Below are 25,200 nucleotides of genomic sequence, written 5' to 3' on the forward strand. Positions count from 1 at the left end.
GAGTATGGAGTGCCGCGAAGAGATATTCCAGATGAAAAATAAGGCGGTAACGTCCGCGGGGCGTGTTCGGCTCAATCGCGCCACAGCGACGGTGTGATCAGGGCGATGATCGCCAGCGTCTCGAGCCGACCGATCACCATCGCTGCACACAGCGTCAGTTTCGCCCCGGAAGACAGATCAATTAGCCGAATTGGGACGTCCGTAGCCAGTTCGATCAGCGGACCCGTTGTCGTCAAAGTGGCAACACTCAGCACCATTGCCTGTTCAAAGCCGGACCCCATCGCCGCCAGCAAAAGGTTAAACACCGCAAGCGTCAGCGCGAAAAGCATCAAAAAGATCCAGGCGATAAAGGCCCCGTCGCTTTGAATGCGCCGATTGCCGCCGCCGACACCGCTGACGGACGAAGGGTAAATCAAGCGGTCGATCTCTCGCGCGCCGTTGAGGTACAACGCAAAAACCCGCAACAGCTTGACGCCTCCGGCAGTGGTGGCGACGCCGCCGCCGATCAGCGCCAATCCCATCAGCAATAACCCCGGCGTACCCAGACCCGACAATTGCTGGGCATCGTTCCAGTTCGCACTTTCAAATCCAGCCGTGGTCAGGAAGGCCAGCACAGTGAACAGCATGCCCCAGATCACCTGCAACGCCTGAAGCGGAGCAATCTGCCCGCCGATTTCCGTCACGCCAGCCACCACGCGGAAGAACAGCAACAACGCGACCGCAAGAACGATCATCAAACCGATGCGAAACTCGGGGTCTCTGTCCAAACGTGAATATCCGGTGGTGGCGGTATCAGTCGAAAAGGTCAGGCGCGAAAGGGCAAAGAACAGGAAAAGGAAAAGGATTGCTTCACCTGTAAATCCGGCCTGTGCGCCTTCCATGCCGCCAACCGGAGAGATACCCGAAGTCGCCATCACTGACATCGCGTGACAGACAGCCGTTAGCCCGGCCTCACCCGCGATCAGCAGAAGCACCCAGATTACTACAGTCAGCCCGGCATATACCGGCGTCAGCGCCCGCGCCACACGCAGCAAACGGCCGCGGGGATCCACGCGCTCGCTTTGTGCGACACCCGATACCGGGCGACCGGGTTGCCCTTTTGCAGTCACCTCGAACCCACCAAGGGACAGCGGGGCCAGAATCGCGGCAGCCGCGATCCACATCAGCAAGCCCCCCATCCAACCGACCAGCGCACGCCAAAGGTGCAGCGGCGCGCTTAGACGGTTGTGGTCAGGAAACAGGTCGGCCCCGGTGGTCGTCAGTGCGCTGACCATATCGAAGTAAGCGTTCAGAAACGTGGTCGTGCCAAGCGCATCATGAAACGGGATCGCAAGAAAAATAGGAAGGATGGTGAAACATCCCAACATTACCGCCAGTTGCCCCAAAGTACCCCGTCGCGGGATTCGATTCGACGACGCCATTGCGATGATGGAGACCAGGAACAGGCCCAGAATGCCCGAGTACAGAAATGACCGCGAGGTCTCGTGATCATCCAATACCAGCGCATAAAGAGCCGGAATCCACATGGCCAGAGACACGATGGCCCAGATCAGCAGGAACAACGGCAATCGCCGCAAAAGCCCAACCTGTTGTGTCCCAGCGCGCGCCATCAGAAGAAATCGATTGAAACCTGCATCAGGCGTTCGACCTCGGGCACGTCCTTGGCCATGGCAAAGATGGCAACCACATCCTTTTCATCGATCCGCAGACTGCCCGTCGGACGCAGAACCTCATCCCCTTTGCGCACAGCACCCACCAGCACACCTTCGGGGAAATCGATATCGCGCAGTTTCTGCCCCGCCATCGGAGAGGTTGACAGAACCTCGGCCTCAATCACCTCGGCCTCGGCATCGCCGATGGAATACACCTGTCTAACACGCCCATGCCGGATATGGCGCAGGATCGAGCTGACGGTGGTGGCGCGCGGGTTGATATAGGCATCAATGCCCAACGGTCCCATCAGGGCAACCATGCTGGGATCGTTGATTAGAGCAATCGCAAGCGCACAGCCTTCGGCCTTGGCACGCACGGCGGCCAGCATGTTGGTGCGGTCGTCATCCGTGACCGCCAGCATCGCATCAGCGCGGTCGATGCCGGCCTCGCTCAGCAGACCGGAATCCAAACCGTCCCCGTGCAGAACAATCGTCCGCTCCAGCGCTTCGGCGGCGATTTCGGCGCATTTCCGATCCCGTTCGATGATCTTGGCGCGCACCCGGCTCTCGCGCTCTTCCAGGGTGCTGGCGACTTCCAATCCGACGTTGCCGCCCCCCACAATCACAACGCGGTCCTGACGCTTCTGGGCCTTGCCGAACACCTCCATCGTGCGGTTCACGTCGTTTACACTGGTAAAGACGTAGCATTCATCACCGACAAACAGCTGGTCTTCGGACTCAGGCGCAAACAACGTGCCATCGCGTCGGACCCCCACCACAATCGAACTGAGTGTGGAAAACAGATCAGTCAGTTGCCGCAGCGGCGTATTCACGATTGGGCAGTCCTCTTCCACCCTGATACCCAGCAGCTGCGCCTTGCCATCCATGAAAATTTCGGTGTCAAAGGCCGATGGGGCCGACAGGCGGCGCATGGCGGCGGCGGCCACTTCGCGTTCCGGGCTGATCACCACATCGATGGGCAGGTGATCGCGGCGATAAAGATCCGAATGAATGGCTTCCAGATAAGATTTCGACCGAAGGCGCGCGATCTTGCGCTGGATCGAGAACACCGAATGCGCCATCTGACAGGTGACCATGTTCACTTCGTCAGAATGGGTCGCGGCGATAATCATGTCGGCGTCACGGGCCCCTGCCCGCTCCAGCACGTCAGGGTAGCTTGCAAACCCTGCAATGCCCTGTACATCCAGCGTTTCCGTCGCCCGGCGCACGAGGTCGGGATTGTTGTCCACGACCGTAACGTCATTCAGTTCGCCCGAAAGGTGCCGCGCAATCTGCCAGCCAACCTGACCCGCACCGCATATGATGACCTTCATGTTTCTGGCCCTTCTGCCTGAAAGGATTGAATGACAGATGCCCCTAAAGCGGTCAATTGAATTGTCATCCCAGCGCAGCTGCGGCAAGATAAGCATATGAAAACGCTGTTTCCTATGCTTGCAACCCTAATGGTGCTGTCCTCATGCGGCGGGCCGCTTTCGCTCTATTACCGCGAAGGGGCAACCGTTTCCCGCCTGCAAAAAGAGACGACACAGTGTCAGCTAAAGGCAGTACAAGAAGTGCCGGTTGCCAATCAAATCCGTCAAAGCCCGCCAACATACTGGCCCGGTCGCACCTATTGCGACGGTCGGGGACGGTGTTACCAGTCACCGGGATGGTGGCAGCCGGGCCGGGTTTACACCGTGGATGTGAACCAGGGCCTGCGCAACACGGTCGAGGCGCAGTGCATGGCGCAAAAAGGGTTCCGCCCCGTCAGCCTGCCAGCCTGCAAGCAAAACGTAAAATCAAGCGTACCTGCAACGCGAACAACAACATTGCCGCCGCTTACGACGCAATCGTGTTTTGTCAAATTCGATGACGGGTCTTTTCAAATCATTTCGCCCGGTCAGTCAGGCTGACCGCGTTTGTGCCGCGCGCTGGCGGGCCAGCGCGATATGCGCAAGGATCGCGATTGCATAAATTCCGATCACACTCAGCAGCATCCCGGCCTCATCCACGCGCCACAAAACCGCCAGCAGAACTGGTGTACCCAGCAAGTTGCCCGCGTTTCCCATCTGCGCCATTGCCCCATAGCTAAGCGCCTGCGCCTCGGCCGTTTGGTTCAGGATCGGCACTGCTGCAAAGCTGCCCCCCTGTACGAGTCCCAACACGGCAAACAGCAGAACGCATACTATCTCCAGCGGCAGACCAAGGAAGGCCCCGGCAATGGAAAAAATGCCCAGCCCGAACCCCAGATTGATCACCGCGACGCAGGGCATCACATTCAATAGGACGGGAACTGCTATCCAACTCAGGACAATTCCAGCCAGCGGCATCAACCCGGCGACGTGCGCGCTGATTTCTTCCGACAAACGACCCGGCAGGATGGCCAGCAAAGACACAAAGGTCAGCGTATAAAAGAACCACCCCACTGCCGGGGCTGACACGAACGGAGAGCGATAGGTGCGAAGATGAACGTTCAGCACTTCTGTCCACTGCCAGGGTTTGGTGTCAGAGGCAAATTGCACGCGCATCCGGCAGATCAGGATCACGCCAGCTACTCCAAGCATCAAGAAACCATGCAGCAGGAAGAACGTGGTCAGACCAAAAGCGGCGATCAGCGGCAATCCGATCCACGCATTCAGCGCAAAAGCGACGCCAAAGAATGTGCTCCAAAGGACCATCGCAATGTTGCGCGCCTTGCCGGTTGTGATCTGTGCGATCAGTGTGGGCGCAGCGACGACAATGGCCAGATGTGAAAGCCCCTCGACAAAGCGACTGGCCAGCATGATGTAAAACCCGGGCCATGTCGCCTGAAACATCGAAATCGCGCCACCGAGGCACAAGCCGAAGATCAAAAGTTTCAAGGGCCCAACCCGCCCCACGATGGCCCCGGACAAGGCCCCAAGCAAGGCTCCGATCAGGCTGATGATCGATAGCAACCATCCCATGGTTTCGACGTGATCAGGATACAGTAAGACAAGCTCGGGAAACGGAACTGCAATTTTTGCAAATTGCGTCGCCGCGCCCAGACCAGCAAGCCAGAGAAGAAGAACCTGAAATATCTGTACCATAAGCCGCTTCTACTGCGCGCAACCGGATCAAGGAACGCATAAATTATGCGGCCTCAATATCTGGATCCGCTGACCAGACGAACAGGCGTTCCGTCAGACAGATACAGGCGTTCCCAGATGATTTCGCCCGCGCTGATGCGAATACGGTCATGGACAGCTTCGGACGTCAGGAACGCCTTTGGCGCGGGCGTATGCATGTCCCACCATCCATCGGCATCGAGTTCAGCCTCGGCTGCCTGTATTTCATCCGTTGCAAACTGCCACAGAGATACTCCCAGCAGCGCGCTCTGACTGGTTTTCCAATCGCGCGCCCGGTTGGCCGAATAGGCAAGACACCTGTGGCTCGCCTCTTCGACCAAATGCACACAATCTGACGAGCTCATGACCAACCGCCGCAATGCGCTGTCGTCAGCGCGGACCGGTCCAAGGGCAGCAAAGACGGCCTGTTGGGTCTCGGGTGGCGGTGTCTGACCGCCTCTTTCCCACCGCGAAACGGTCGCCTGATCCACCTGCAAGAGGTCAGCCAGATGAGCTTGCTTGAACCCGACGGATCGGCGCAGCCGTTTCAGGCGCTTTCCGAAACCCGGATAGCCGCGGGTTTCAAGCCGGTTCACTGCTCTCAAAACACTCATGGCCAGCCCAGCCGTCCCGGCGGATTACTCCGCCGGTTCCGGCTCATCGATTTGCGCAACACGTGCACCGGACTTGTTCGACGTCACCACGCCCAGCGACTTCAGCTTGCGGTGCAGCGCGCTGCGCTCCATCCCGACAAAGCTGGCCGTGCGGCTGATATTGCCGCCAAAGCGATTGATCTGGGTCAGCAGATACTCTCGCTCGAACGCTTCGCGCGCCTCACGCAGTGGCAAGGTCGCCAGCGCACCCGACAGAACGACGCGGCCCGAATCTTCGGTCTTTTCCTCTTCGCTTGGCAGCTCGCGCGCTTCGATCGGGCCGGTTCCGTCGCCCAGGATCAAAACCCGTTCGATCAGGTTCTTAAGCTGACGCACATTCCCCGGCCAGGTCATCGTCTGCAACAGAGCGACGGCCTCTTCCGACAGTTCACGGATCGGCAAACCTTGGGTTTCGTTACACATTTCGATGAAATGCTGGGCCAGAACCGGAATGTCCTCGCGGCGATCTTCAAGCGAAGGAACCGCAACCGGCACAACGTTCAATCGGTGATACAGCTCTTCGCGGAAACGCTCGGCTGCGATTTCTTCGTCCAGATCCTTGTTGGTGGACGAGATAACCCGCAGATCCACACGCACCTTGTCGGAGCCGCCCACACGCTGAAATTGCTGATCCACCAACACCCGCAGGATCTTGGATTGCGTGCCCAATGGCATATCCGCCACTTCGTCAAAGTACACCACACCACCATGGGCTTCTTCCAGCAATCCGGGTTCAACGCCACGCTCGGCGGATTCCCGGCCAAACAATACCTCTTCCACGCGCTCAGGCTCGATCCCGGCACAGTTCACGGTGACAAAGGGCGCGTTTGCGCGGTTGGAATGCGCATGGATATAGCGCGCTGCGATTTCCTTGCCCGACCCGGCAGGACCGCTCAGCATCACGCGACCATTTGATTTGGTCACTTTGTCCAGCTGACCCTGCATGGCCCGGAACGACGCGGATTTGCCGATCATGTCCGAGTTGTTGACCTCTTTGCGCTTCAGCGACGCATTCTCGCGACGCAGGCGAGAGGTCTCCATCGCGCGGCGGATCACCACCATCAACTGGTCAATATTAAAGGGCTTTTCGATAAAATCGTAAGCGCCCTGCTTGATAGCAGCTACAGCGATTTCGATGTTGCCGTGCCCGGAAATGATCACCACCGGCACATCCGGGTTATCGCGTTTCACCGCCTTCAGAATGTCGATCCCATCCATGCGGCTGTCTTTCAGCCAGATATCAAGGATCAACAGCCCCGGCGGTTCGGAATTGATGGACGCCATACACTCGTCTGAGTTGGCCGCCAGCCGGGTTGAATAGCCTTCGTCCTCCAGAATGTCGGACACCAGCTCGCGAATATCGCGCTCGTCATCTACGATCAGAATGTCACTCATCTTTGGCCTGCTTTCAGTTTGTTGGTTCTAATTGCCTGCTTCTTTGGCGCAACGGTCGAGGACATATTGGCCCCCGGCAAACGGATTACGGCCATCGCGCCAAAATGGTCCTGTCCGTCAAAGACGGGCGCGTCCTCAAGCGTCAGCGCTCCGCCGTGTTCTTCGATGATCTTCTTGACGATGGGCAGGCCCAGCCCCGTCCCTTCGTCGCGTGTGGTCACATAGGGTTCAAACAGTCGCGCCCGATCCTCGGGCAGACCGATCCCGTTATCTGCAATGGTGATGACCGTACCCGCATCATCACTGGAAACTGCCACTTTTATCTGTGGCTTGAGATTTTCCGGCGCCCCTTTTTCTTTAAGGGTACCAATCGCTTCTCCGGCGTTTTTAATGAGGTTCGTCAGGGCCTGATGCAACATCGTCGCATCCAGATCAGCCATGATGGGGTGCTGCGGTAAATCCGCGTCGATCTGCACATCCGGTTGCCCTGCCTGTTGCAATACAACCGCTTCACGCACGAGTTCGACCACATTTTCTTCGCGGCGCTCAGGCTCGGGCATCCGCGCGAATTTCGAAAACTCGTCCACGATGCGACGCAGGTCGTTGGTCTGGCGCACAATGACGCCTGTCATCGACTCGAGGCTTTCGCAATCCTCTTCGTCCAGCTTGCGCGCAAACTTGCGTTTGATGCGCTCTGCGCTCAGCTGAATTGGGGTCAAAGGGTTCTTGATCTCATGGGCGATCCGGCGGGCAACGTCGCCCCACGCCGCCATCCGCTGCGCACTGACCAGATCGGTCACGTCATCAAATGCGACCACATAGCCTTCCAGCCCCCCATCTTCACCGCGCCGGATGGCCATGCGTACCAGAAGGTTTTCCAACCGACCCTTGCGGGTGACTTTGACCTCTCCTTGGACTGCCTCCTGCCCGCTGTCTTTCAGGCTTTCGAACAGAGGCAGAAACTCTGGCACCGCGATGCCAATGGCCAGGTGCTCTTCTCCCCGCGACCAGTCCAGCAACCGTTCGGCCGAGCGGTTCACAAAGGTCACGCAGCCTTCGGGGTCAACGCCGACAACACCCGATGTGACAGAGCTCAGAACCGAGTCGAACAATCGGCGGCGGCTTTCGATTTGCTGTGTGTTTTCCAGCAGCGTGTCCCGCTGCCCTTTCAGTTGCCGGGTCATCTGGTTGAAATACCGGCCCAGCATGGCGATCTCGTCATCGCTGGCCTCTTCTATAACCTGAACGCTCAGGTCCCCGGCCCCGACCCGTTGTGCCGCTGTCGTCAACCGACCAACCGGGCGCGACAAACGTTCTGCGAACCACATACCCAATGACATTGCAGCAAGGATCAGGATCAATGCAAAGCCCAGATAAAGTAGGCCGAACTCGAACAGCACCCTTCCCCGTTCGCTTTCGAGTTGTTGATAGAACTGCGCCGTTTCCTTGGTGTCATCCAGCAGGGTCAGCAACTGCCCATCCACCTCACGACTGACATAAAGGTAACGGTCCAGATAAGCTGTCAGGGGAACTAGTGCCCGGAATTCATTGTTAGGCCAGTCAGCTATGATCAGCAGCCCTGTGTCAGTGGCCTCGGCCATCTGTTCCGCAGTGGGTGCTTCGTAGTTGAACAGATATGACCGATCGCCGCGCGATTTGATCTCGCCGCTGCCGTCGATAACATAAGCTTCCCGCAATCCGCGTTGGATCTGAGCCTGCCCCTGCGCCAACACTTCGCGCAGTTCAGCATCCGAGATGTAGAAATCCAGCGAACGCGCATTGTCCAGGAACCGCGCCAGCACCGAGGCGTCCTGAACCAACCCGCGGCGGTGTTCTTGTTCATAAGCTTCTGCCGCTGTCAGTGACGATCCCACCACTTGCCGAACCCGGTCCGAGAACCAGCCTTCAAGGCCGATATTCACCGTGAGCCCGGCAAAAATCGCCACGGTTACGGTCGGCACCAGCGCCAGCAGTGTAAAAGCCCCGATCAAACGCAAATGAAGGCGCGAACCCGCCGACTTGGCCCTGCGCGCCGCAATCAAGCTGCCGACCTGACTCAGCACCAGTGCCGCGACGACAAGTACATAGACGAGGTCTGCCAACAGAATCAGCCGCAGGGTTGGTGCCGTTGCGCCAAGATCAAAGGGACCAATGACCAGATAGGTTGCCAGCGCAAGAATTGGCCCCAAAAGGACCAGCCCAAAGGTACCGAAATTGCGCAGTTTTCGTGATTTACGCCATCGACTTATCGATGGGATCATCCCGCTCTGTGCTCGGGTTGCCACCGTCTGCCCTCATCCTGATGTGCCGCGTTTGCGGCTTACCGCCATATATCGTGATCTTTTCCCAACAGATGCCGGGATGCCACGGTTTGTGTGGCGATATTACATCAGTTTGCGGCGGCGTGTCACCTGAATATCGAGGTCCGTAATCTTTTTTCGCAACGTATTTCGGTTGATTCCCAGCAAATCGGCACATTTCGCCTGATTTCCGCCGGTTGCGTCCAGTGCAATTTCGATCAGCGGTGCCTCAACCTCGCGCAAAATGCGCTGATACAAGCCCGGCGGCGGCAGAATATTGCCGTGCAGGTCAAAATACCGCCGCAGATGTCGCTCGACCGAGGTTGACAGTTTTTCACGCTCGCCGCCGCTGAGAACCGGTTCCGCCTCGGGCTGGCTGCCCAGAACCATTTCCACCTCGGCTTTCGAGATTTCATCCGCGCGGCTGGTCAAACCCAATCTGCGCACCGCGTTTTCCAACTGCCTGACGTTACCGGGCCAAGAATAGCGGCGAACCAGTTCCACCGCTTCGGGGCTGAGCCAACGTTTTGCTCCACTTTCACGTTCTTCGCGGGCCAAGAAATGCTCGGCTAAAAGCGGAATGTCGTCCACTCTTTCGCGCAGAGACGGCACATGAATGGTGGCGCCGCACAATCGGTAATACAGATCCTGACGAATGCGTCCGGTTTCCATGCCTTCGGTCAAATCCGACTGGCTGGTGGCCATGAAACGCGGAACGTGATCGCCAGGCGTATCCATCATGCGCACGATCCGGGCCTGAACTTCATCATCGATGTCGGCAATTTCATCAATCAAAAGCGTGCCGCCGCGTACCCGTGCCAAAACACGCGCGGGGCCTTCCAGATCCCGCAATTCAGCCGCTGTAACGGTGACAAACGGCAAGGTGCGACGGTCAGAAAAGTCGTGAATAGCGCGCGCAATCAAAGATTTACCCGTGCCGCTTTCACCAGAAATCATCACTGAAAGATCGGTATTCATGACCCGAGCAACCAGCCTGTAAAGGGCCTGCATCACTGGGGTGCGTCCAACCAAAGGCAGCTCGTCCGGGCGCTCGCTATCTGCTTCGGCAGGCTCTGGCTGCGCACGTTGTTTCTGATCCAGCGCACGTGCGGTTCGCTTCATCAGGTCCGGCAAATCGAACGGTTTGGGAAGGTAATCATAGGCATCCGCCTCTGCGGCCTGAATCGCCGTCATGATCGTATTCTGCGCTGAAATCACAATGACAGGCAGACCCGGGCGATCTTCGGCAATCTTTGGCAGCATTTCCAACCCGTTGCCATCGGGCATGACCACGTCCGAGATCACCACGTCGCCCTTGCCCTCGCCGACCCAGCGCATCAACGTGGTCAGAGACGATGTCGCATGTACCTTGCACCCGGCACGCGTCAGGGCCTGTGTCAAAACGGTCCGGATCGTGCGGTCATCATCCGCAACCAGTACTGTGCCATCCATTAGGTGGTCTCCTTTTTGTGCTCGGCGTCTTCGCGCGGTGCGCGGCGCAGCGACAGTTTGAATACGGTTCGCCCGGGCACAGAATCGGCCGAAATCCAGCCGTCGTGGTCCGATATGATCTTACTCACCAGCGCCAGTCCGAGGCCGGTGCCGTTCTCTTTGCCTGAAACAAACGGATCAAAGATATCGCCGCGAATGTCTTCGGGCAGCCCCGGACCGTCGTCTATGATCTCGATCTGTAAAGGCAGCGAATGGCCGGACCCATCGCTGCGGCGCAATCGGAAAGAGTGTTCGAAATAGGTCCTTAGCCGAATAGTTCCGCCTTTTGGCCCGGCAGCCTCGGACGCGTTCTTGAGCAGGTTCAGCACCACTTGCAACAATTGATCCGGGTCTCCGAACGCCAGCGGCAAGGACGGGTCGTAGTCTTCGATGATCGTCATATCCGCGCCAAACCCCAGCAATGCAGACCGGCGGGCGCGATCCAAAACATCGTGGATATTGACAGGTTTGAAGTCGGGTTTCTGCAAGTTTCCGAATTGCTCGACCTGTTCTAACAGCTTCACGATCCGGCGACTTTCAGCCACGATAAGGTCCGTAAGTTCAAGATCTTGCGCCGGGATATTCATGCTTAGCAACTGCGCGGCACCCGTGATCCCGGCCAAAGGGTTCTTGATTTCATGCGCCAGCATTTCGGCCATGCCGATAGCCGATTGAGCCGCCGATTTTACGGTGTTGCCTCGTGTCATCCGCCCCGACAATTCGCGTGGCGAGATGATCATGATCATCGATCCCGGATACCCAACCAACGGCGCGATCTGCAACGCGCATTGCAACGGCGCACGATTTCCCGATCCGGCGTCAACATCGTTTACAAACAGAGGCGTGCCATAGGTCCGTGCACGTTCAAAAGCCTCTTCAAGCGGTGCATCTACTGCGATCTGATCCCACACGGGATGGCCGATCACAGCCTTGCGGGACGCGTTCAAAAACCCCTCACCTGCCGCATTCACATCAGAAATGCGATCGTCCGGATCAATGATGAAGGCCGGAACGGGCAATGAGTTCCAGATGCTGGCGTTCGAGTTCATGCCGCCACCTCGCCCGTCTCACTCAATGCATCCGCCAGCAGGCGCAACACTTCGTTTGGATCGCGTGAGGTCAGAACGGCCCGCCGCAAAGGCGCTGGCGTCCCGGCTTCATCCATGTACCAGCCAAGATGCTTGCGGGCGACGCGCGGGCCCAGATCCGCCCCATAGAAGGACAGCATCGCCTGATAATGCGCCTGCACCATGTCTATCAGGTCCGCGCCGACCGGAATCTCAGGGGCCTCTGCCCCGAATAGGTCATGGCATATCTGCGCCAAGAGCCAGGGCTTGCCCTGCGCGCCGCGTCCAACCATCACCCCATCTGCACCCGACTGATCCAGCGCAGTCTGCGCGGCCGCGGTATCCACGATATCGCCGTTTGCAACGACTGGAATCGACACGGCCTCTTTCACAGTTCGGATCGCCCGCCAATCGGCATGGCCCTTGTAAAACTGACATCGCGTGCGCCCATGAATCGTGACCATCTGAATACCGGCGTCCTGTGCCCGTCGCGCCACGTCTGGTGCGTTTAGCAGAGAGTCGTCCCAGCCCAGCCGGGTTTTCAAGGTCACCGGCACATCAACGGCACTGACCACGGCTTCGATCAGGGTCAACGCATGATCCGGCGTTTTCAGAAGCGCCGAACCAGAATAACCATTGGTCACTTTCTTGGCGGGACAGCCCATGTTGATGTCGATCACCCGTGCGCCCCTGTCGGCGACCTGACGAGCGGCTTCAGCCATCCAATGCGCCTCGCGCCCGGCCAATTGCACAGCAGTGTTTTCGACATCCGCAGACAGTTCCGCACGTTCGCGCACGCCAGGCTTGGCTTGCACCATCTCCTGGCTGGCAACCATTTCGCTTACCACCATGCCGGCACCAAACCGCATCACCAGATCGCGAAACGGGCGATCCGTGATTCCGGCCATCGGGGCCAGCAATACTGGTGGGTTTACTTCCTTGTCAGCGAGGTGAAGGGTCAACGTGCTTAATCCTTGGGCAGTTGCTGATTTGATATCGAATTCCGCGCATATGAACAACAAAATGGCGTGAAACAAGCCCGCAAAATCATCACATGCCTATTTTTTAATCGTTTTACCTTGGGTGATTGCCTCTGCTTTCACCGCCGCCTAAACACAGCCAAGACGAAGGAGCGCCCGAGACATGACCACAGCCGCCATTATAGTCGCCGCGGGGCGCGGGTTGCGCGCCGGAGGCGGCGTGCCCAAGCAATGGCGCAGCCTTGCGGGGCGTCGTGTGGCCGACTGGACGATCGAGCAGTTTCGCGGACAGGTGGATCACATCGTTCTGGTGCTTTCTGACGAAGACACCCCCGCATGGGAAGAGTTTCGCAATTCAGATCTGATCCTCGCATCTGGCGGATCAGATCGCTCAAGCTCGGTCCGGGGCGGACTGAAGGCCGTAGAAGGATTGGGTGTTCAACATGTTCTGATCCACGACGTGGCCCGCCCTTGTGTCTCATCGCGCATTATACAGGACGTGCTGACCGCGCTGGAAACGCATCAGGCGGCCGCCCCGGGGCTTGCTGTCACCGATGCACTGTGGGTTGGGCAAGACAACGCCGTAACGGGCACGCAGGACCGCAATGGCCTCTACGCCGCGCAAACACCGCAGGGGTTTCACTATGACGCTATCACTGCTGCCCACGCGGCCCATTCGGGCGAGGCGGCGGATGATGTGGAGGTCGCCCGCGCGGAAGGCCTTGATGTTTGCATTGTCCCCGGCGACGCAGACAATCTGAAAATCACCCGACCCGAGGATTTTGCCCGGGCGGAACGGATAATGGGAACGGATATGGATGTAAGGCTTGGCAACGGGTACGACGTGCACCGTTTTGGCGAAGGGGATCACGTTATCCTGTGCGGCGTGAAGGTGCCTCATGGGCGCGGATTGCAGGGGCACTCGGATGCAGATGTTGGGATGCATGCCGTAACCGATGCGATCTATGGCGCTTTGGCGCAGGGTGACATTGGTCAACACTTCCCGCCCTCAGATCCGCAATGGAAGGGTGCAGCCAGCGAGATTTTTCTGCGCCATGCGGTCGAGCTGGCCTGGCAGATGGGATACCGCATTTCGAATGTCGATTGCACCTTGGTCTGCGAGTATCCAAAGATAGGCTCTCATGCCGCTGCCATGCGCGCTGAAATGTCTAAAATCATGGGGTTAAGCGCAGATCAGGTCTCGGTCAAGGCCACCACATCTGAGCGTTTAGGCTTTACTGGTCGCAGCGAAGGGATCGCCTCGCTTGCCACAGCCTGCTTGGTGAAGGCATGACTGCGGCGCAGGTGATCGGCACCGTGGGTGGTGTCGGCTATTTACGCCCTGCCCCAGGCACCTGGGGATCCCTGGCGGCGCTACCGATGGCTTGGGTGTTGCATACGCTGGGTGGGTTTCCCCTGCTGGCACTTGCAACACTGGCCGTTTTTGTTGGCGGCCTTTGGGCAACCCGCGTGATGACCGAGGGCCAAGATGATCACGACCCGTCAGAAATCGTCATTGATGAGGTCGCAGGCCAGTTCATCGCGCTTTGGGCAATTTCTTACCCGTCCTGGGCCCATGGGATCGACATTACCGCCCTTTGGCCCGGTTGGGTGGCTGGGTTCATCCTGTTCCGCCTGTTCGACATCACCAAACCCGGCCCCGTTGGTTGGGCTGACAGGCGTGGCGATCCGATGGGCGTTATGCTCGACGACGTCATCGCCGGCGTTTTCGCAGCGATCGGCGTCATGGTAATGGCGGGAATAGCACACGGAGTACTGGGTCTGTGAACGTGAGCAAGCTGTTGGATCTTGCCAAGGCGCAGGGCGTGATGATCGCCACGGCTGAAAGCTGTACGGGCGGGATGGTGGCTGCGGCCCTGACCGATATTCCCGGCAGCTCCGCTGTGGTTGACCGGGGCTTTGTCACTTACACCAACGCAGCCAAAAAGGACATGCTGGGCGTTTTGGCCGAGACGCTGAACGCGCATGGCGCAGTGTCAGAGGAGGTCGCCCGCGAGATGGCAGACGGAGCCCTTCGCAATTCTCAGGCGCAGCTTGCCGTATCGATCACCGGCATTGCCGGACCGGGCGGATCCGAGTTCAAACCGGAAGGGCGCGTGTGTTTCGGACTGGCCCGCGACGGCCGGGACACGCAGACCGAAACCATAGAATTTGGCGCGTTGGGTCGGGACGCTGTGCGTCTGGCGGCGCGGGATCACGCGTTAGAGTTGCTCAAAAACGAACTTTCACAAGCGCCCATTATTTAGGCACTCCGCACCAAAAGATGCGGAAACTGTCATCACTTGAACAAAAGGCGACATTTTAAGCGCCTTTTGCAGGTCTGCCTCTTTTTTCCTCACTCCCCCTCGGTTTCAAGGCTGCGCACACACTCACACGGGTCCGGAGAGCTGCCGAACAGCCTCCTGACCAAACGCAGGGGAAAGGAGAGCGGCCCATGAATGGAGCCGATACAGCCTGGATCATCGTTGCAACCGCACTGGTCCTTTTCATGACATTGCCGGGCCTTGCGCTGTTCTACGGTGGGCTTGTACGTGCCCGAAATGTGCTCAGCGTGTTCATGCACTGCTTCTCAATTGCCTGTTTGATGAGCATCTTGTGGCTGGTTGCGGGCTACTCGATCGCCTTTGGTCCTGGAGAAAGCGGGGTTTGGGGTGGTTTGGGCAAAGCGTTCCTGAACGGTGTTGATGCCGATAGCCTTGCGGGTACCCTGCCCGAGATCCTGTTCTTCGCCTTTCAGATGACCTTTGCGATCATCACACTGGCCTTGATCGTTGGCGCCTATGTCGAACGTGTTGGCTTTGGCTTTGTCCTGACCTTTTCAGCCCTTTGGATGCTGCTCTGTTACGCGCCGGTCGTCCATTGGATCTGGGGCGGCGGAATGCTGGCTGATGGCGGTATTCTGGGTGAGATCGGTGTACGCGACTTTGCGGGCGGAATCGTTGTCCATGAAACTGCGGGTCTGGCCGCTCTGATCATCGCCGTCATACTTGGCCCGCGCCGCAATCGCACCACACCGCCGCACAACCCCGGCTATGTCATGGTTGGTGCTGCGATGTTGTGGGTGGGTTGGTTCGGCTTCAATGGCGGATCACAGCTGGCCGCAGATGGCGGCGCCGCAATGGCCATGACCGTCACGCATCTGTCCGCCGCAACCGCGTCGCTGACCTGGGCCCTGTGGGAACGTATCCGCTTTGGCAAGGCTTCGATGGTTGGTCTAGTCACGGGAACCATTGCCGGTCTGGCCTCGATCACCCCGGCATCCGGCTTTGTGGGTCCGGTACAAGCGCTGATCATCGGTGCGGTCGCCGGTGTCCTGTGTCAGGAAGCCGTCAGTGTCATCCGCAACAAGCTGAACATCGACGACACACTGGATGTCTTTGCGGTGCATGGCGTCGGCGGCATTTTAGGCACCATCATGATCGCTGCTTTTGGCCTTGGCACATGGACCGCGCAATTGGGCGGGTTGATGATCGTGGGTGTCTTTACGGCAGTTGTTACGATTGTGTTGGTGAAGGTGGTTGCACTTATCACCCCGCTTCGCGTAGACGCCGAAACCGAAACAAATGGGCTCGATCTTTCGGTACACGGGGAACGCGCCTACGACATGAGCAGCTAAGCCCACCTTGGCGCTCTGCCCGAAAGGGCGAAAAGCGGACCTCTTGGAGGTCCGCTTTTCTTTTGCGACCCTCTCGACTCTGGGCCAGCGCTCGGGCTATCAGCCCGCAACGTGTATTCAGCCCCGAGGTTTGCGCCATGATCCCCAGTTCCTTTCCCGACAGCACCGAAATCGCCCGCCTGACCGCGCGAATGCTGCTGGAGATCGAGGCCGTTCATTTCAATGCGCGCGAGCCGTTCACGCTGGCCAGCGGACTGCCCAGCCCGACTTACATCGACTGTCGCAAGCTGATCTCGTACCCGCGCATCCGGTCGACCTTGATGGACTTCCTGACCGTGACCGTAATGCGCGATGCCGGGTTCGAAGCGTTCGACAACATCGCAGGCGGCGAGACGGCAGGCATCCCCTTTGCTGCCATGGTGGCGGAACGCATGGCGCTGCCGATGACCTATGTGCGCAAGAAACCCAAAGGCTATGGTCGCAACGCCCGCATCGAAGGCGCGATGAGCGAAGGCGAGCGTGTGCTGCTGGTCGAGGACCTGACCACCGATGGTGGCAGCAAGCTGTCTTTTGTGGACGCTATCCGCGAAACCGGCGCGACCTGCGGGCATACTGCGGTGATTTTCTACTATGGCATTTTCCCCGAAACCGAAAAGACGCTGGGCGACCACGGCGTAAAGCTGCATTCGCTGTGCACATGGTGGGACGTTCTTGCCGAGGCCAAGGCACAGAAAGCCTTTGACCAAGAGACACTTGACGGTGTTGAGGCGTTCCTGAACGATCCGCGTGGCTGGCAAGAAGCCAATAAATCCACGTAAACCTCTTGTGGGCAAATTGGGGATAAGTGCACAAGAATCGGGGCATGGGCCACGATATCTGGTGACTTTTCCCTCATTTCATACATAATAAGCTACGCATACGCAGGTATCCAAACGGTCCGGAAAGTTATCCCTAGGCTTTACCCCAACTTAGCCACAGGTATTTCCAGATAGCTTGCGGTGGCGTTTCGCGTGTAAAACCCCCTAACGGGCAGCGGGGACAAGATGAACGAGATCAGCAGTATCGAGCAGGCAGCGGCGCAGATTCAAAACGCGGAAACCATGCCGCATTCCATCGAGGCCGAGCAGCAATTGCTGGGCGCGATTCTGACCAATAACGATCTGTATGACCGGGTGGCTTCGATTATCGGGGCCGAGCATTTCTATGATCCGGTCCATGCCCGGATTTATGAAGTCGCCGCCGCCCGTATCGCCAAGAACGCGCTGGCGTCACCTGTCACGCTGAAATCGTTCATGGGCGAAGACGAGGGTCTGAAAGAACTGGGCGGTCCGGCCTATCTGGTCAAGCTGGCCGGGGCCTCGATCAGTGCCTTCGCGGTGCATGACTACGCCCAGATGATCTATGACCTCGCCATTCGGCGCGAGTTGATCCGTCTTGGCCGCGATATCTCGGACAAGGCCGCGCGGGTCGAAGTCAACAGTGAGCCCAAAGAACAAATCGTCGAGGCCGAGCAGCAGCTCTATCAGCTATCCGAGCAGGGCCAGACCGAACAAGGTTTTCAATCCTTCCTCAAGGCGGTCACAGAAGCCGTCAACGTCACCAATGAAGCCTACCAGCGTGGTGGCGGCATGGCGGGGATATCCACCGGTCTGGCCGACTTGGACAAGCAATTGGGTGGCCTGCACCCCTCTGACCTGATCATTCTGGCCGGACGTCCGTCGATGGGGAAAACCTCGCTGGCGACGAACGTGGCGTTCAACGTGGCCAAAGCCTACAAACGCGGACAGAAGCCGGATGGATCAGAAGGCGCGATTGACGGTGGTGTGGTCGGGTTCTTCTCACTTGAGATGAGCGCCGAGCAATTGGCGGGCCGTGTGCTGGCCGAAGCGTCCGAGATTTCCAGCCACAAGATCCGTCAGGGTGACATGACCGAGGCCGAGTTCCGCCGCTTCGTCGATGCAGCCAAGGAACTGGAAGCTTGCCCCCTGTTCATCGACGACACGCCTGCCCTGCCGATATCACAGCTTGCCGCCCGCGCGCGGCGGTTGAAGCGGACGCATGGGCTGGACCTGCTGGTGATCGACTATCTGCAGCTTTGCCGCGGTATGTCAGACAACCGGGTAAACGAGATTGCTGAAATTTCGATGGGCATGAAAGCCATCGCCAAGGAATTGAACATCCCGGTCATCGCGCTGTCACAGCTGAGCCGTCAGGTGGAAAACCGTGACGACAAGCGCCCTCAGCTGTCTGACCTGCGTGAATCGGGCTCGATCGAACAGGATGCGGACGTGGTGATGTTTGTATTCCGCGAGGAATATTACAAAGAGCGCGAAAAACCCGGCGATCACGAATTGGAAAAGATGGAAGAGTGGAAGCAGGCCATGGAACGCCTGCACGGCAAGGCCGAGGTTATTGTTGGCAAGCAGCGCCACGGTCCGATCGGCACGGTCGAGCTTTCGTTCGAAGCCCAATTCACCCGCTTTGGCAATCTTGTTAAACCCTGGCAACAGGGCGGCGAGATCGAGGGATACTGATCACACTGCTTCTGACAATGGGTACGCCGCTGGTCGAACTGGTGGCGTAGTTTTTAGGCTATGTTAAGGTAGATAAAGTTAACCTGCACAGCACGCTCATACTGGTCGGAGACCCCGAGTTTTGCCCGCGATCATCTCGGAAATCAGGTATCGGAACGGCCCGAATTTTGCGCCGGACGGGGATTTCATTGAAGTCCGTGTGCCGACCGGAACGGATGTCACCGGGCTTCAGGTTGATGTCTATAATTCAAATGGCACAGTGCGCAGTTCCACAGATGTCGACACCGCGACAATGACGACGGTGGGCGGCTTCGACTATTACGTGGTCACGGCCCGTATCAACCGATTGGGCGCTGTCTCATTGTCCGACAACGGTTCGGTTCTCAGCTTTGTGTCCTTCGATGCGCAGGTAACGGCCACCCAGGGTCCGGCCAACGGTCAGACCTCAACCCAGATCGGCAGCAATGGCACGGATGATACGTCTTCGTTGTCCTCAACCGATGGGGTGAATTTTGTTCAGGATCCAAATCCAAGTCCCGGCGCCCCTTGTTTCACCTCGGACACGTTGATTCTGACCGATCAGGGCGAGGTCCTCATTCAGGATATCGAACCCGGAATGCGCGTCATGACAACCGATGGCACCCTGGAAACGGTACGAATGCGCCTGTCACGGACCCTACGACACGCGGATCTTCTGAAGAAACCAGAGCTCTACCCGGTCTGCATCATGGCTGGTTCATTGGGTCATGGTTTACCGCGCCGTGACCTGATTGTATCGCGCCAACATCGGATGTTGGTCCGCTCGGCCATTGCGCAGCGGATGTTTGCAACGCGAGACGTTTTGATCTCGGCCATTCGATTGACCGAGTTGCCTGGCATCTACGTCGACGATTTAGCGACCAAAGTGACCTATCATCACCTCATTTTTGAGCGTCACGTTGTTCTGTTTGCCGAAGGCGCGCCAAGTGAAAGCCTTTTTACTGGACCAGAAGCGTTAAAATCGCTTTCACCAGAAGCGCAACAGGAACTGCTCAAGCTGTTCCCGTCCCTGATCAGTGATCAAGAAATGGCACCTGCTTGCCATATCCCCAGCGGGCGGCGGCAAAAGACACTGGTTGCCCGCCACATACGCAACAGCAAGGCGATGCTTGATCAACCTCTGTTCTAAAGGCAAATCCCGTTGCGTGGCTTCAGCTTATTGAGGGTCACCAAAGCGTTGGATTATTCAACGCAGCCACGCAATGCGACGGGCCTGTCAGTGACGTTAGTTCCCGACCATTCAACGCTTGCCCCAACCACCCATGCGGATGGCTCAGCGACAGTGGCGGTTGCGCAGTGTCCTCAGTAATCTGCGTGAACCCCGTTTTACAATAGTACTCCGGATCACCGTAGGTCAGAGCAACATCCACACCTTTGGCCCGCAATTGGTCCAGCCCGTAGGAAATCAACGCTTGGCCAACACCGGTTTTCTGGCTGCCGGTGGTGACGGCCATCGGTGACAGAATGAACACAGAACGCGTATCCTGTGGATACACGATCCGAGAAAAGATGGCGCATCCCAGCAACTCGTGATCGCGATGTGCTGTGCACACGACCAGATCCTCAGGTGGGGTGGTTTCGATCAGGTCTTGCACAAACGCGCCGATCAGCGCGCCTTCATCCTCTCCTTCGGATGCTGAAAAAACATCCGCAAACAACTGCACCAAAGTAGAAGGATCCGGTGTTAGCCCCGTCGAAAACTCCATAATTTGCGTACTCCTACTGCTGCGGTCCCGAGTGTATTGCGATGGAACGATCACACTCTCAAGATCGTTTTAACATCAATGTGAAGACAATCCCAAAACCGATCCTGTACAGCGACAAACCGCCAAAATCTCTTGGTTTTCGGCACTTTTCGTCGATTGCGGCAACGTGGCAACGGAATACGTTACGGAAATGCGCCATTCCCTCTTGACCTTGGACGGCGCAATGTCATGAACAGTTCCATGAGTACTGCACGTTTGACGATCAATCTTCAGGCGTTGGCCAGCAACTGGCGGGCGCTTGATGCGAAGACCGGGGTTGAGACCGGGGCTGTGGTCAAGGCCGATGCCTATGGGCTGGGGGCCGGGCCGGTTAGCGATATGCTGGCCGAAGAAGGCGTTCGCAAGTTCTTTGTCGCCGCCGCCGAGGAAGGCGCTGCGGTGCGCGAGGCCGTGGGTCCAGGCCCGATGATCGGTGTCTTTTCCGGGCATATGGAAGGCGACACAGATCTGTTGCGCGCGCACGACCTGACCCCCCTGATCAACTCGGCCGAACAGTTCCAGCGTCACCTTCAAGCCCTGCCCGATCACGCATTTGGCATTCAGCTGGACAGCGGCATGAACCGTCTGGGGCTTGAGCCCGCCGACTGGGCGGAACTGCGCCCAAAGGCTGAGGCTTTGAACCCGTCGGTGGTCATGTCTCATCTGGCCTGTTCGGACGAACCGGATCACCCGATGAACCAGCAGCAGTTGAAAACGTTCCGCGAGATGACCGACGGCGTCACCGCACCGCGGTCACTGGCCGCGACCGGAGGCACGTTTCTGGGACCAGAATTCCATTTCGATTTCTGCCGTCCGGGCATCGGCCTCTATGGTGGCCTGCCCTTTGCCGGTGCCAAACCGGTTGTCACCGTTGATCTGCCCGTCATCCAGGTGCGTAAACTGGAGGTCGGAGAAACGGTTGGCTATGGCAACAGCTGGGTGGCGCGCCGCCCGTCGCGTATCGCCACTGTTGCTGCGGGATATGCGGATGGCCTGCATCGCGCCATCGGTGGTGGGATTGACACATTTGCCGGAAACCAGCCCTGCCCGGTGGTCGGACGGATTTCGATGGACCTGATCACCGTGGACGTGACCGATCTGCCCCATGACCCGGAACGCCTGCGTATTCTCAACGGCCATCAGACCGTCGACGATCTGGCCGAAGCTGCCGGAACGATTGGGTATGAGATCCTGACATCCTTGGGCAATCGCTATTCGCGGGGCTATGTGGAATGAACCCAATTTACGCGCTTGGGGGGCTGGGCCGCGCCGTACTAAGCCTGTTTGCGGCCTTTGGCCGTGTCGCATTGTTCGCGCTGGATGCCATCTCACACATTCTGCGCCCGCCCTTCTATCCGCGCGAGTTCGGAATGGCGCTGCTGAACATCGGCTGGCTGTCCCTGCCCGTGGTTGGCCTGACCGCGATCTTTACCGGCGGTGCATTGGCGCTGCAGATTTACGCAGGCGGCGCCCGTTTCAACGCCGAAGCCGTGGTGCCTCAGATCGTCGCCATTGGCATGGTACGAGAGCTTGGCCCGGTGCTGGTCGGCCTGATGATTGCCGCCCGCGTGACCTCATCCATCGCGGCCGAAATCGCCACGATGAAAGTGACCGAACAGATCGACGCATTGGTCACGCTGTCGACCCACCCAATGAAATACCTGACTGCGCCCCGCGTCTTGGCCGCGCTGATTACCGTGCCCGCCCTGGTCGCGGTGGGTGACATCATCGGCATTGCCGGAGGCTACACGGTTGCCACTCAAAACCTGGGCTTCAACCCGGCGGCTTATCTGAAAAACACCGTGGATTTCCTTGAAACCCGCGACATCGTCTCATCACTGGTCAAAGGCGCGGCCTTTGGCCTGATCGCGGCCATCATGGGCTGTTACTATGGCATGAATTCCGGTCGCGGCGCGCAAGGCGTGGGCCGCGCCACCAAAGGCTCGGTCGAGGCCGCAGCTGTGCTGATCCTGGCTGCAAATTTCGTTCTCACAGGGGTATTCTTCTCGCTATGATCCGGATGGAGAACGTACATAAAGCCTTTGGCGACAACCACGTATTGCAAGGTCTTAACCTTGAGATCCCAAAGGGCACCTCGATGGTCATCATCGGTGGGTCGGGCACCGGGAAGTCGGTGGCGCTGAAATGTATCCTTGGCCTGATCCACCCGGACAGCGGCATGATCTATGTGGACGGCAAAGACGCCAGCAAAGTCGACCGCGACGCGTTTCTGGCCCGGTTCGGGATGCTGTTTCAGGGGGCAGCCCTGTTTGATTCACTGACCGTCTGGCAGAACGTCGCCTTCCGCTTGCTGCGTGGGTCTCTGAAACGTCCGACCGAAGAAGCGCGCGAAATCGCCATCGAAAAACTGCGTCGTGTGGGCCTAAAATCCGACGTCGCCGACCGCTTTCCGGCAGAGCTGTCGGGCGGGATGCAAAAACGTGTCGGCCTTGCCCGCGCCATCGCCGCCGAGCCCGAGATCATCTTTTTCGACGAACCCACCACCGGTCTTGACCCGATCATGTCCGGCGTCATCAACGATCTGATCCGCGAAATCGTGACCGAGATGGGCGCCACCGCGATGACCATCACCCATGACATGAGCTCGGTCCGTGCGATTGCCGACAACGTCGCCATGCTGCACGGAGGCGTCATCCAGTGGACCGGTCCCGTGGGGCAGATGGATGCCTCGGGTGATCCCTATGTCGAGCAGTTCATTAGCGGGAGTGCAGAGGGGCCGATTGAGGCGGTGCGGTGAGCATTGGCTGGGGGAATTTCGATTTCTCGGTATTGCCAGCTCTCTATGGTTTGTCTGTTATGATTGCTTGGTTCGCTGCGGACAGACTCCGCGAGGGCATTTTGTTTCAAAAACCCCTGTATGTTACTGCCGCAGTGTGTCTGATTGGTGTATTCCTTGCATACTTGACTGAACTTGCATTCCCTCAAGCCGAGTGGCTATCGAACCTCATAGAATTGATCGGTATCATGGCCGGATTTGTACTATTGCATAGGAGTCTGCTTTCCAAAGTGGCAAATAAATGGCGTTGGAATATCGCGATTGGTGTGGTCTTGCTTCTTCTGGTCCTAACGCCGGTTTTGTTTCACACTCTCTCCATATAAAAAATCAACATGACCCTCCGCCTCGCCACCCTCTCGCTCCTGATCCTATACCCCATCGCATGGTTCGCCCCGCTGATGCGCGCGGGGTTCCTGCCGATCTTCGGTCTCAGCGAAATCAGCGTCATCACCGGCCTCCAGTCGCTTTGGAAATCCGACGTCTTCCTCGCGCTGATCGTCACCATCTTCGCGCTCTTCGCCCCGTACATCAAAACCGTCGGCACTGCGCTGATCCAATGGAACCTGCTGGATGCCCGCGTCCAGCCTGCGCTCAACATCCTGGGCAAACTGGCCATGGCCGACATTTTCCTGATCGCTCTTTACATCACTTTGGCCAAAGGAATCTCTTACGCGACCATCGAAACCGCATGGGGTCTTTACCTGTTCACGGCCTGCATTCTGGCCTCGATCGCACTGGGTCATATTACAGAGATGACATCTGGTTCACGAAAACCTCAGACCTAATTGATTGAAAACACATATCTAAGTATCATCTTTATATTTCGAGCAGTTAAGATTTGTAGTTTTCGGGTCCGCAGCGGATCGCCCTAAGTTGTTTGATCTTCCTCCGCTTCGGCCCGGTGTGTTCCGGTTTGAAAAAGGAGTTCGACGATCATGGCCGCCCTCCACAACATCACATTGCAATGTCAGAATGTCTTTTTAAGATTGACTTTTTTACTGATCTGCATGGCGGCCCTGCTGGCCGTTTCAACCACGATTTTATCCGTTTTGGGCGTGTTGCCCTGGCTTTCAATGCAGGCCGGATTCGGCGACGAACCGGCGGCGGATGTCGGGATGTTCATCCAGATCGGGCTGACCGCACTGATTCTCATGCTGGCGTTTTATCTGCCGGCAAATGCGCGAATGATGGCGTTGGAGAACAACCATCGCAAATTTGCCCTCAACATGTATGACATCGCGAACGCGTATCAGATGGCCCATGCCGCTGACCGAGGCGGGCTGTTCATGATGTCTTCCGAGTTCGACGCGGTCAAAGAGCGTATGGCGTTTCTGCGCCAGCACCCTGATCTGCAAACGCTGGAACCAGAGATTCTGGAACTGGCTGCGCAGATGAGCCAGATCAGCCAGGAATTGGCCGAAACCTATGGCGACGCTCGGGTCGAACGGGCGCAAATGTTCCTGCAACAACGGCAGCAAGAGATTGAGCTGTTCCAGCAACGTTTGGAAGAGGCTCAGGTCATCCAAAACGAATTGCGCCAATGGACGCGCGACGTGGAAATGGAAGAGACCATCGCCAAATCGCAATTGGCACGCTTGCGGGATGAACTGTTCGAGCTTTTGCCCGAACTGTCGACTCAGTTGCAAACGCCACGCAAAGACAGCACCTCAAAAGCGTCCAGCGTGGTTGCGATGTCCCCCCCTCGGGCGGCGGAATAGGCGCGTCAGCGCCCGCTGTGGGCGATGGCCCGTTCTGGGCCTGAGGCCGCAGCGCGCCACCGGCGGTGAGGAGAGCCCGCAAGGGCTTGAAGAACCGCCCAAGCTC

The 25,200-nt window shown here is 58.0% G+C and carries 24 protein-coding genes; 14 read left to right on the forward strand and 10 right to left on the reverse strand.

Going from position 1 to position 25,200, the window contains the following annotated elements; all coding sequences use genetic code 11:
* Window positions 1-71: 71 nt before the first annotated feature.
* Window positions 72-1,610: a TrkH family potassium uptake protein gene (locus GOV90_RS03400; protein WP_171090348.1), complete on the reverse strand. Its 1,539-nt coding sequence runs from the start codon at window positions 1,608-1,610 to the stop codon at window positions 72-74.
* On the reverse strand, window positions 1,610-2,986 hold the full coding sequence (trkA, locus tag GOV90_RS03405) for a Trk system potassium transporter TrkA (RefSeq protein WP_171090349.1): 1,377 nt from the start codon (window positions 2,984-2,986) through the stop codon (window positions 1,610-1,612). Before trkA ends, GOV90_RS03400 begins: the two co-directional genes overlap by 1 nt.
* Window positions 2,987-3,082: 96 nt before the next feature.
* Between trkA and GOV90_RS03410 the strand changes: the two genes are divergently transcribed.
* A complete protein-coding gene (locus GOV90_RS03410; RefSeq protein ID WP_171090351.1) occupies window positions 3,083-3,565 on the forward strand; it encodes a hypothetical protein in 483 nt (160 codons plus the stop codon).
* Here the strand turns inward: GOV90_RS03410 and GOV90_RS03415 are convergent.
* The 7 genes from GOV90_RS03415 to dusB all read right to left on the reverse strand — a co-directional run bounded on the left by GOV90_RS03415 (window position 3,557) and on the right by dusB (window position 12,606).
* Entirely contained in the window at window positions 3,557-4,720 is a 1,164-nt protein-coding gene (locus tag GOV90_RS03415; RefSeq protein WP_171090353.1) for an MFS transporter, read from the reverse strand. The two genes, GOV90_RS03410 and GOV90_RS03415, sit on opposite strands and share 9 nt — an antisense overlap.
* Before the next feature lie 53 nt (window positions 4,721-4,773).
* A complete protein-coding gene (locus GOV90_RS03420) occupies window positions 4,774-5,352 on the reverse strand; it encodes a helix-turn-helix domain-containing protein (RefSeq protein ID WP_171090355.1) in 579 nt (192 codons plus the stop codon).
* Between the two features lie 24 nt (window positions 5,353-5,376).
* The gene (locus tag GOV90_RS03425; RefSeq protein ID WP_171090357.1) at window positions 5,377-6,786 is read right to left on the reverse strand and encodes a sigma-54 dependent transcriptional regulator; all 1,410 of its coding nucleotides are present in this window, start codon (window positions 6,784-6,786) and stop codon (window positions 5,377-5,379) included.
* Window positions 6,783-9,047: a PAS domain-containing sensor histidine kinase gene (locus tag GOV90_RS03430; protein ID WP_171090359.1), complete on the reverse strand. Its 2,265-nt coding sequence runs from the start codon at window positions 9,045-9,047 to the stop codon at window positions 6,783-6,785. The genes GOV90_RS03425 and GOV90_RS03430 overlap by 4 nt, the downstream gene beginning before the upstream one ends.
* Before the next feature lie 123 nt (window positions 9,048-9,170).
* Window positions 9,171-10,538: a response regulator gene (locus tag GOV90_RS03435; RefSeq protein WP_171090361.1), complete on the reverse strand. Its 1,368-nt coding sequence runs from the start codon at window positions 10,536-10,538 to the stop codon at window positions 9,171-9,173.
* Window positions 10,538-11,626 carry a nitrogen regulation protein NR(II) gene (locus GOV90_RS03440; RefSeq protein ID WP_171090367.1) on the reverse strand — a complete coding sequence of 363 codons (1,089 nt, stop codon included), beginning with the start codon at window positions 11,624-11,626 and terminating at the stop codon, window positions 10,538-10,540. Before GOV90_RS03440 ends, GOV90_RS03435 begins: the two co-directional genes overlap by 1 nt.
* Window positions 11,623-12,606, reverse strand: coding sequence for a tRNA dihydrouridine synthase DusB (gene dusB, locus GOV90_RS03445; protein WP_256367919.1), 984 nt, complete (start codon window positions 12,604-12,606; stop codon window positions 11,623-11,625). Before dusB ends, GOV90_RS03440 begins: the two co-directional genes overlap by 4 nt.
* 181 nt (window positions 12,607-12,787) lie before the next feature.
* Here dusB and GOV90_RS03450 point away from each other — a divergent pair, with 181 nt between their 5' ends.
* From GOV90_RS03450 to GOV90_RS03480, 7 genes are all read left to right on the forward strand, one after another.
* A complete protein-coding gene (locus tag GOV90_RS03450; RefSeq protein WP_171090371.1) occupies window positions 12,788-13,918 on the forward strand; it encodes a bifunctional 2-C-methyl-D-erythritol 4-phosphate cytidylyltransferase/2-C-methyl-D-erythritol 2,4-cyclodiphosphate synthase in 1,131 nt (376 codons plus the stop codon).
* Window positions 13,915-14,412 carry a phosphatidylglycerophosphatase A gene (locus GOV90_RS03455; protein WP_171090373.1) on the forward strand — a complete coding sequence of 166 codons (498 nt, stop codon included), beginning with the start codon at window positions 13,915-13,917 and terminating at the stop codon, window positions 14,410-14,412. The genes GOV90_RS03450 and GOV90_RS03455 overlap by 4 nt, the downstream gene beginning before the upstream one ends.
* Window positions 14,409-14,891: a CinA family protein gene (locus GOV90_RS03460; RefSeq protein ID WP_171090375.1), complete on the forward strand. Its 483-nt coding sequence runs from the start codon at window positions 14,409-14,411 to the stop codon at window positions 14,889-14,891. Before GOV90_RS03455 ends, GOV90_RS03460 begins: the two co-directional genes overlap by 4 nt.
* A 188-nt stretch (window positions 14,892-15,079) precedes the next feature.
* Complete coding sequence (locus GOV90_RS03465) at window positions 15,080-16,261, forward strand: ammonium transporter (protein WP_171090377.1); 1,182 nt, start codon at window positions 15,080-15,082, stop codon at window positions 16,259-16,261.
* Window positions 16,262-16,398: 137 nt separating this feature from the next.
* The gene (locus tag GOV90_RS03470) at window positions 16,399-17,079 is read left to right on the forward strand and encodes an orotate phosphoribosyltransferase (RefSeq protein WP_171090379.1); all 681 of its coding nucleotides are present in this window, start codon (window positions 16,399-16,401) and stop codon (window positions 17,077-17,079) included.
* Between the two features lie 225 nt (window positions 17,080-17,304).
* The gene (locus tag GOV90_RS03475) at window positions 17,305-18,795 is read left to right on the forward strand and encodes a replicative DNA helicase (protein WP_171090381.1); all 1,491 of its coding nucleotides are present in this window, start codon (window positions 17,305-17,307) and stop codon (window positions 18,793-18,795) included.
* Window positions 18,796-18,916: 121 nt separating this feature from the next.
* The gene (locus GOV90_RS03480) at window positions 18,917-19,963 is read left to right on the forward strand and encodes a Hint domain-containing protein (protein ID WP_171090383.1); all 1,047 of its coding nucleotides are present in this window, start codon (window positions 18,917-18,919) and stop codon (window positions 19,961-19,963) included.
* A gap of 37 nt (window positions 19,964-20,000) precedes the next feature.
* Here the strand turns inward: GOV90_RS03480 and GOV90_RS03485 are convergent, their stop codons facing one another.
* Complete coding sequence (locus GOV90_RS03485) at window positions 20,001-20,540, reverse strand: GNAT family N-acetyltransferase (protein WP_171090385.1); 540 nt, start codon at window positions 20,538-20,540, stop codon at window positions 20,001-20,003.
* 240 nt (window positions 20,541-20,780) lie between these two features.
* Between GOV90_RS03485 and alr the strand changes: the two genes are divergently transcribed.
* The 6 genes from alr (at window position 20,781) to GOV90_RS03510 (ending at window position 25,094) form a co-directional block, all read left to right on the forward strand.
* Window positions 20,781-21,815: an alanine racemase gene (gene alr / locus GOV90_RS03490; RefSeq protein WP_171090387.1), complete on the forward strand. Its 1,035-nt coding sequence runs from the start codon at window positions 20,781-20,783 to the stop codon at window positions 21,813-21,815.
* Window positions 21,812-22,594 (forward strand): ABC transporter permease, encoded by a 783-nt coding sequence (locus tag GOV90_RS03495; protein WP_171090389.1) that lies wholly within the window; start codon window positions 21,812-21,814, stop codon window positions 22,592-22,594. The genes alr and GOV90_RS03495 overlap by 4 nt, the downstream gene beginning before the upstream one ends.
* Complete coding sequence (locus tag GOV90_RS03500) at window positions 22,591-23,337, forward strand: ABC transporter ATP-binding protein (RefSeq protein ID WP_171090391.1); 747 nt, start codon at window positions 22,591-22,593, stop codon at window positions 23,335-23,337. Before GOV90_RS03495 ends, GOV90_RS03500 begins: the two co-directional genes overlap by 4 nt.
* Window positions 23,334-23,699, forward strand: coding sequence for a hypothetical protein (locus GOV90_RS21055; RefSeq protein WP_171090392.1), 366 nt, complete (start codon window positions 23,334-23,336; stop codon window positions 23,697-23,699). The genes GOV90_RS03500 and GOV90_RS21055 overlap by 4 nt, the downstream gene beginning before the upstream one ends.
* Before the next feature lie 9 nt (window positions 23,700-23,708).
* Entirely contained in the window at window positions 23,709-24,161 is a 453-nt protein-coding gene (locus GOV90_RS03505) for a paraquat-inducible protein A (protein ID WP_171090394.1), read from the forward strand.
* A gap of 150 nt (window positions 24,162-24,311) precedes the next feature.
* Window positions 24,312-25,094, forward strand: a complete 783-nt coding sequence (locus GOV90_RS03510; protein WP_171090396.1) for a DNA repair protein — start codon at window positions 24,312-24,314, stop codon at window positions 25,092-25,094.
* The last annotated feature ends 106 nt before the right edge of the window (window positions 25,095-25,200 follow it).

Origin of the sequence: Ruegeria sp. HKCCA5929 (assembly GCF_013034525.1) — a bacterium.
Classification (GTDB): domain Bacteria; phylum Pseudomonadota; class Alphaproteobacteria; order Rhodobacterales; family Rhodobacteraceae; genus Ruegeria.

Bases quoted from the DNA above. Each gene is read 5' to 3' on its own strand.
- GOV90_RS03400 (WP_171090348.1), bottom strand. From the start codon at position 1,610: ATGGCGCGCGCTGGGACACAACAGGTTGGGCTTTTGCGGCGATTGCCG.
- trkA (WP_171090349.1), bottom strand. From the start codon at position 2,986: ATGAAGGTCATCATATGCGGTGCGGGTCAGGTTGGCTGGCAGATTGCG.
- GOV90_RS03410 (WP_171090351.1), top strand. From the start codon at position 3,083: ATGAAAACGCTGTTTCCTATGCTTGCAACCCTAATGGTGCTGTCCTCA.
- GOV90_RS03415 (WP_171090353.1), bottom strand. From the start codon at position 4,720: ATGGTACAGATATTTCAGGTTCTTCTTCTCTGGCTTGCTGGTCTGGGC.
- GOV90_RS03420 (WP_171090355.1), bottom strand. From the start codon at position 5,352: ATGAGTGTTTTGAGAGCAGTGAACCGGCTTGAAACCCGCGGCTATCCG.
- GOV90_RS03425 (WP_171090357.1), bottom strand. From the start codon at position 6,786: ATGAGTGACATTCTGATCGTAGATGACGAGCGCGATATTCGCGAGCTG.
- GOV90_RS03430 (WP_171090359.1), bottom strand. From the start codon at position 9,047: ATGATCCCATCGATAAGTCGATGGCGTAAATCACGAAAACTGCGCAAT.
- GOV90_RS03435 (WP_171090361.1), bottom strand. From the start codon at position 10,538: ATGGATGGCACAGTACTGGTTGCGGATGATGACCGCACGATCCGGACC.
- GOV90_RS03440 (WP_171090367.1), bottom strand. From the start codon at position 11,626: ATGAACTCGAACGCCAGCATCTGGAACTCATTGCCCGTTCCGGCCTTC.
- GOV90_RS03450 (WP_171090371.1), top strand. From the start codon at position 12,788: ATGACCACAGCCGCCATTATAGTCGCCGCGGGGCGCGGGTTGCGCGCC.
- GOV90_RS03455 (WP_171090373.1), top strand. From the start codon at position 13,915: ATGACTGCGGCGCAGGTGATCGGCACCGTGGGTGGTGTCGGCTATTTA.
- GOV90_RS03465 (WP_171090377.1), top strand. From the start codon at position 15,080: ATGAATGGAGCCGATACAGCCTGGATCATCGTTGCAACCGCACTGGTC.
- GOV90_RS03470 (WP_171090379.1), top strand. From the start codon at position 16,399: ATGATCCCCAGTTCCTTTCCCGACAGCACCGAAATCGCCCGCCTGACC.
- GOV90_RS03475 (WP_171090381.1), top strand. From the start codon at position 17,305: ATGAACGAGATCAGCAGTATCGAGCAGGCAGCGGCGCAGATTCAAAAC.
- GOV90_RS03485 (WP_171090385.1), bottom strand. From the start codon at position 20,540: ATGGAGTTTTCGACGGGGCTAACACCGGATCCTTCTACTTTGGTGCAG.
- alr (WP_171090387.1), top strand. From the start codon at position 20,781: ATGAGTACTGCACGTTTGACGATCAATCTTCAGGCGTTGGCCAGCAAC.
- GOV90_RS03495 (WP_171090389.1), top strand. From the start codon at position 21,812: ATGAACCCAATTTACGCGCTTGGGGGGCTGGGCCGCGCCGTACTAAGC.
- GOV90_RS03500 (WP_171090391.1), top strand. From the start codon at position 22,591: ATGATCCGGATGGAGAACGTACATAAAGCCTTTGGCGACAACCACGTA.
- GOV90_RS03505 (WP_171090394.1), top strand. From the start codon at position 23,709: ATGACCCTCCGCCTCGCCACCCTCTCGCTCCTGATCCTATACCCCATC.
- GOV90_RS03510 (WP_171090396.1), top strand. From the start codon at position 24,312: ATGGCCGCCCTCCACAACATCACATTGCAATGTCAGAATGTCTTTTTA.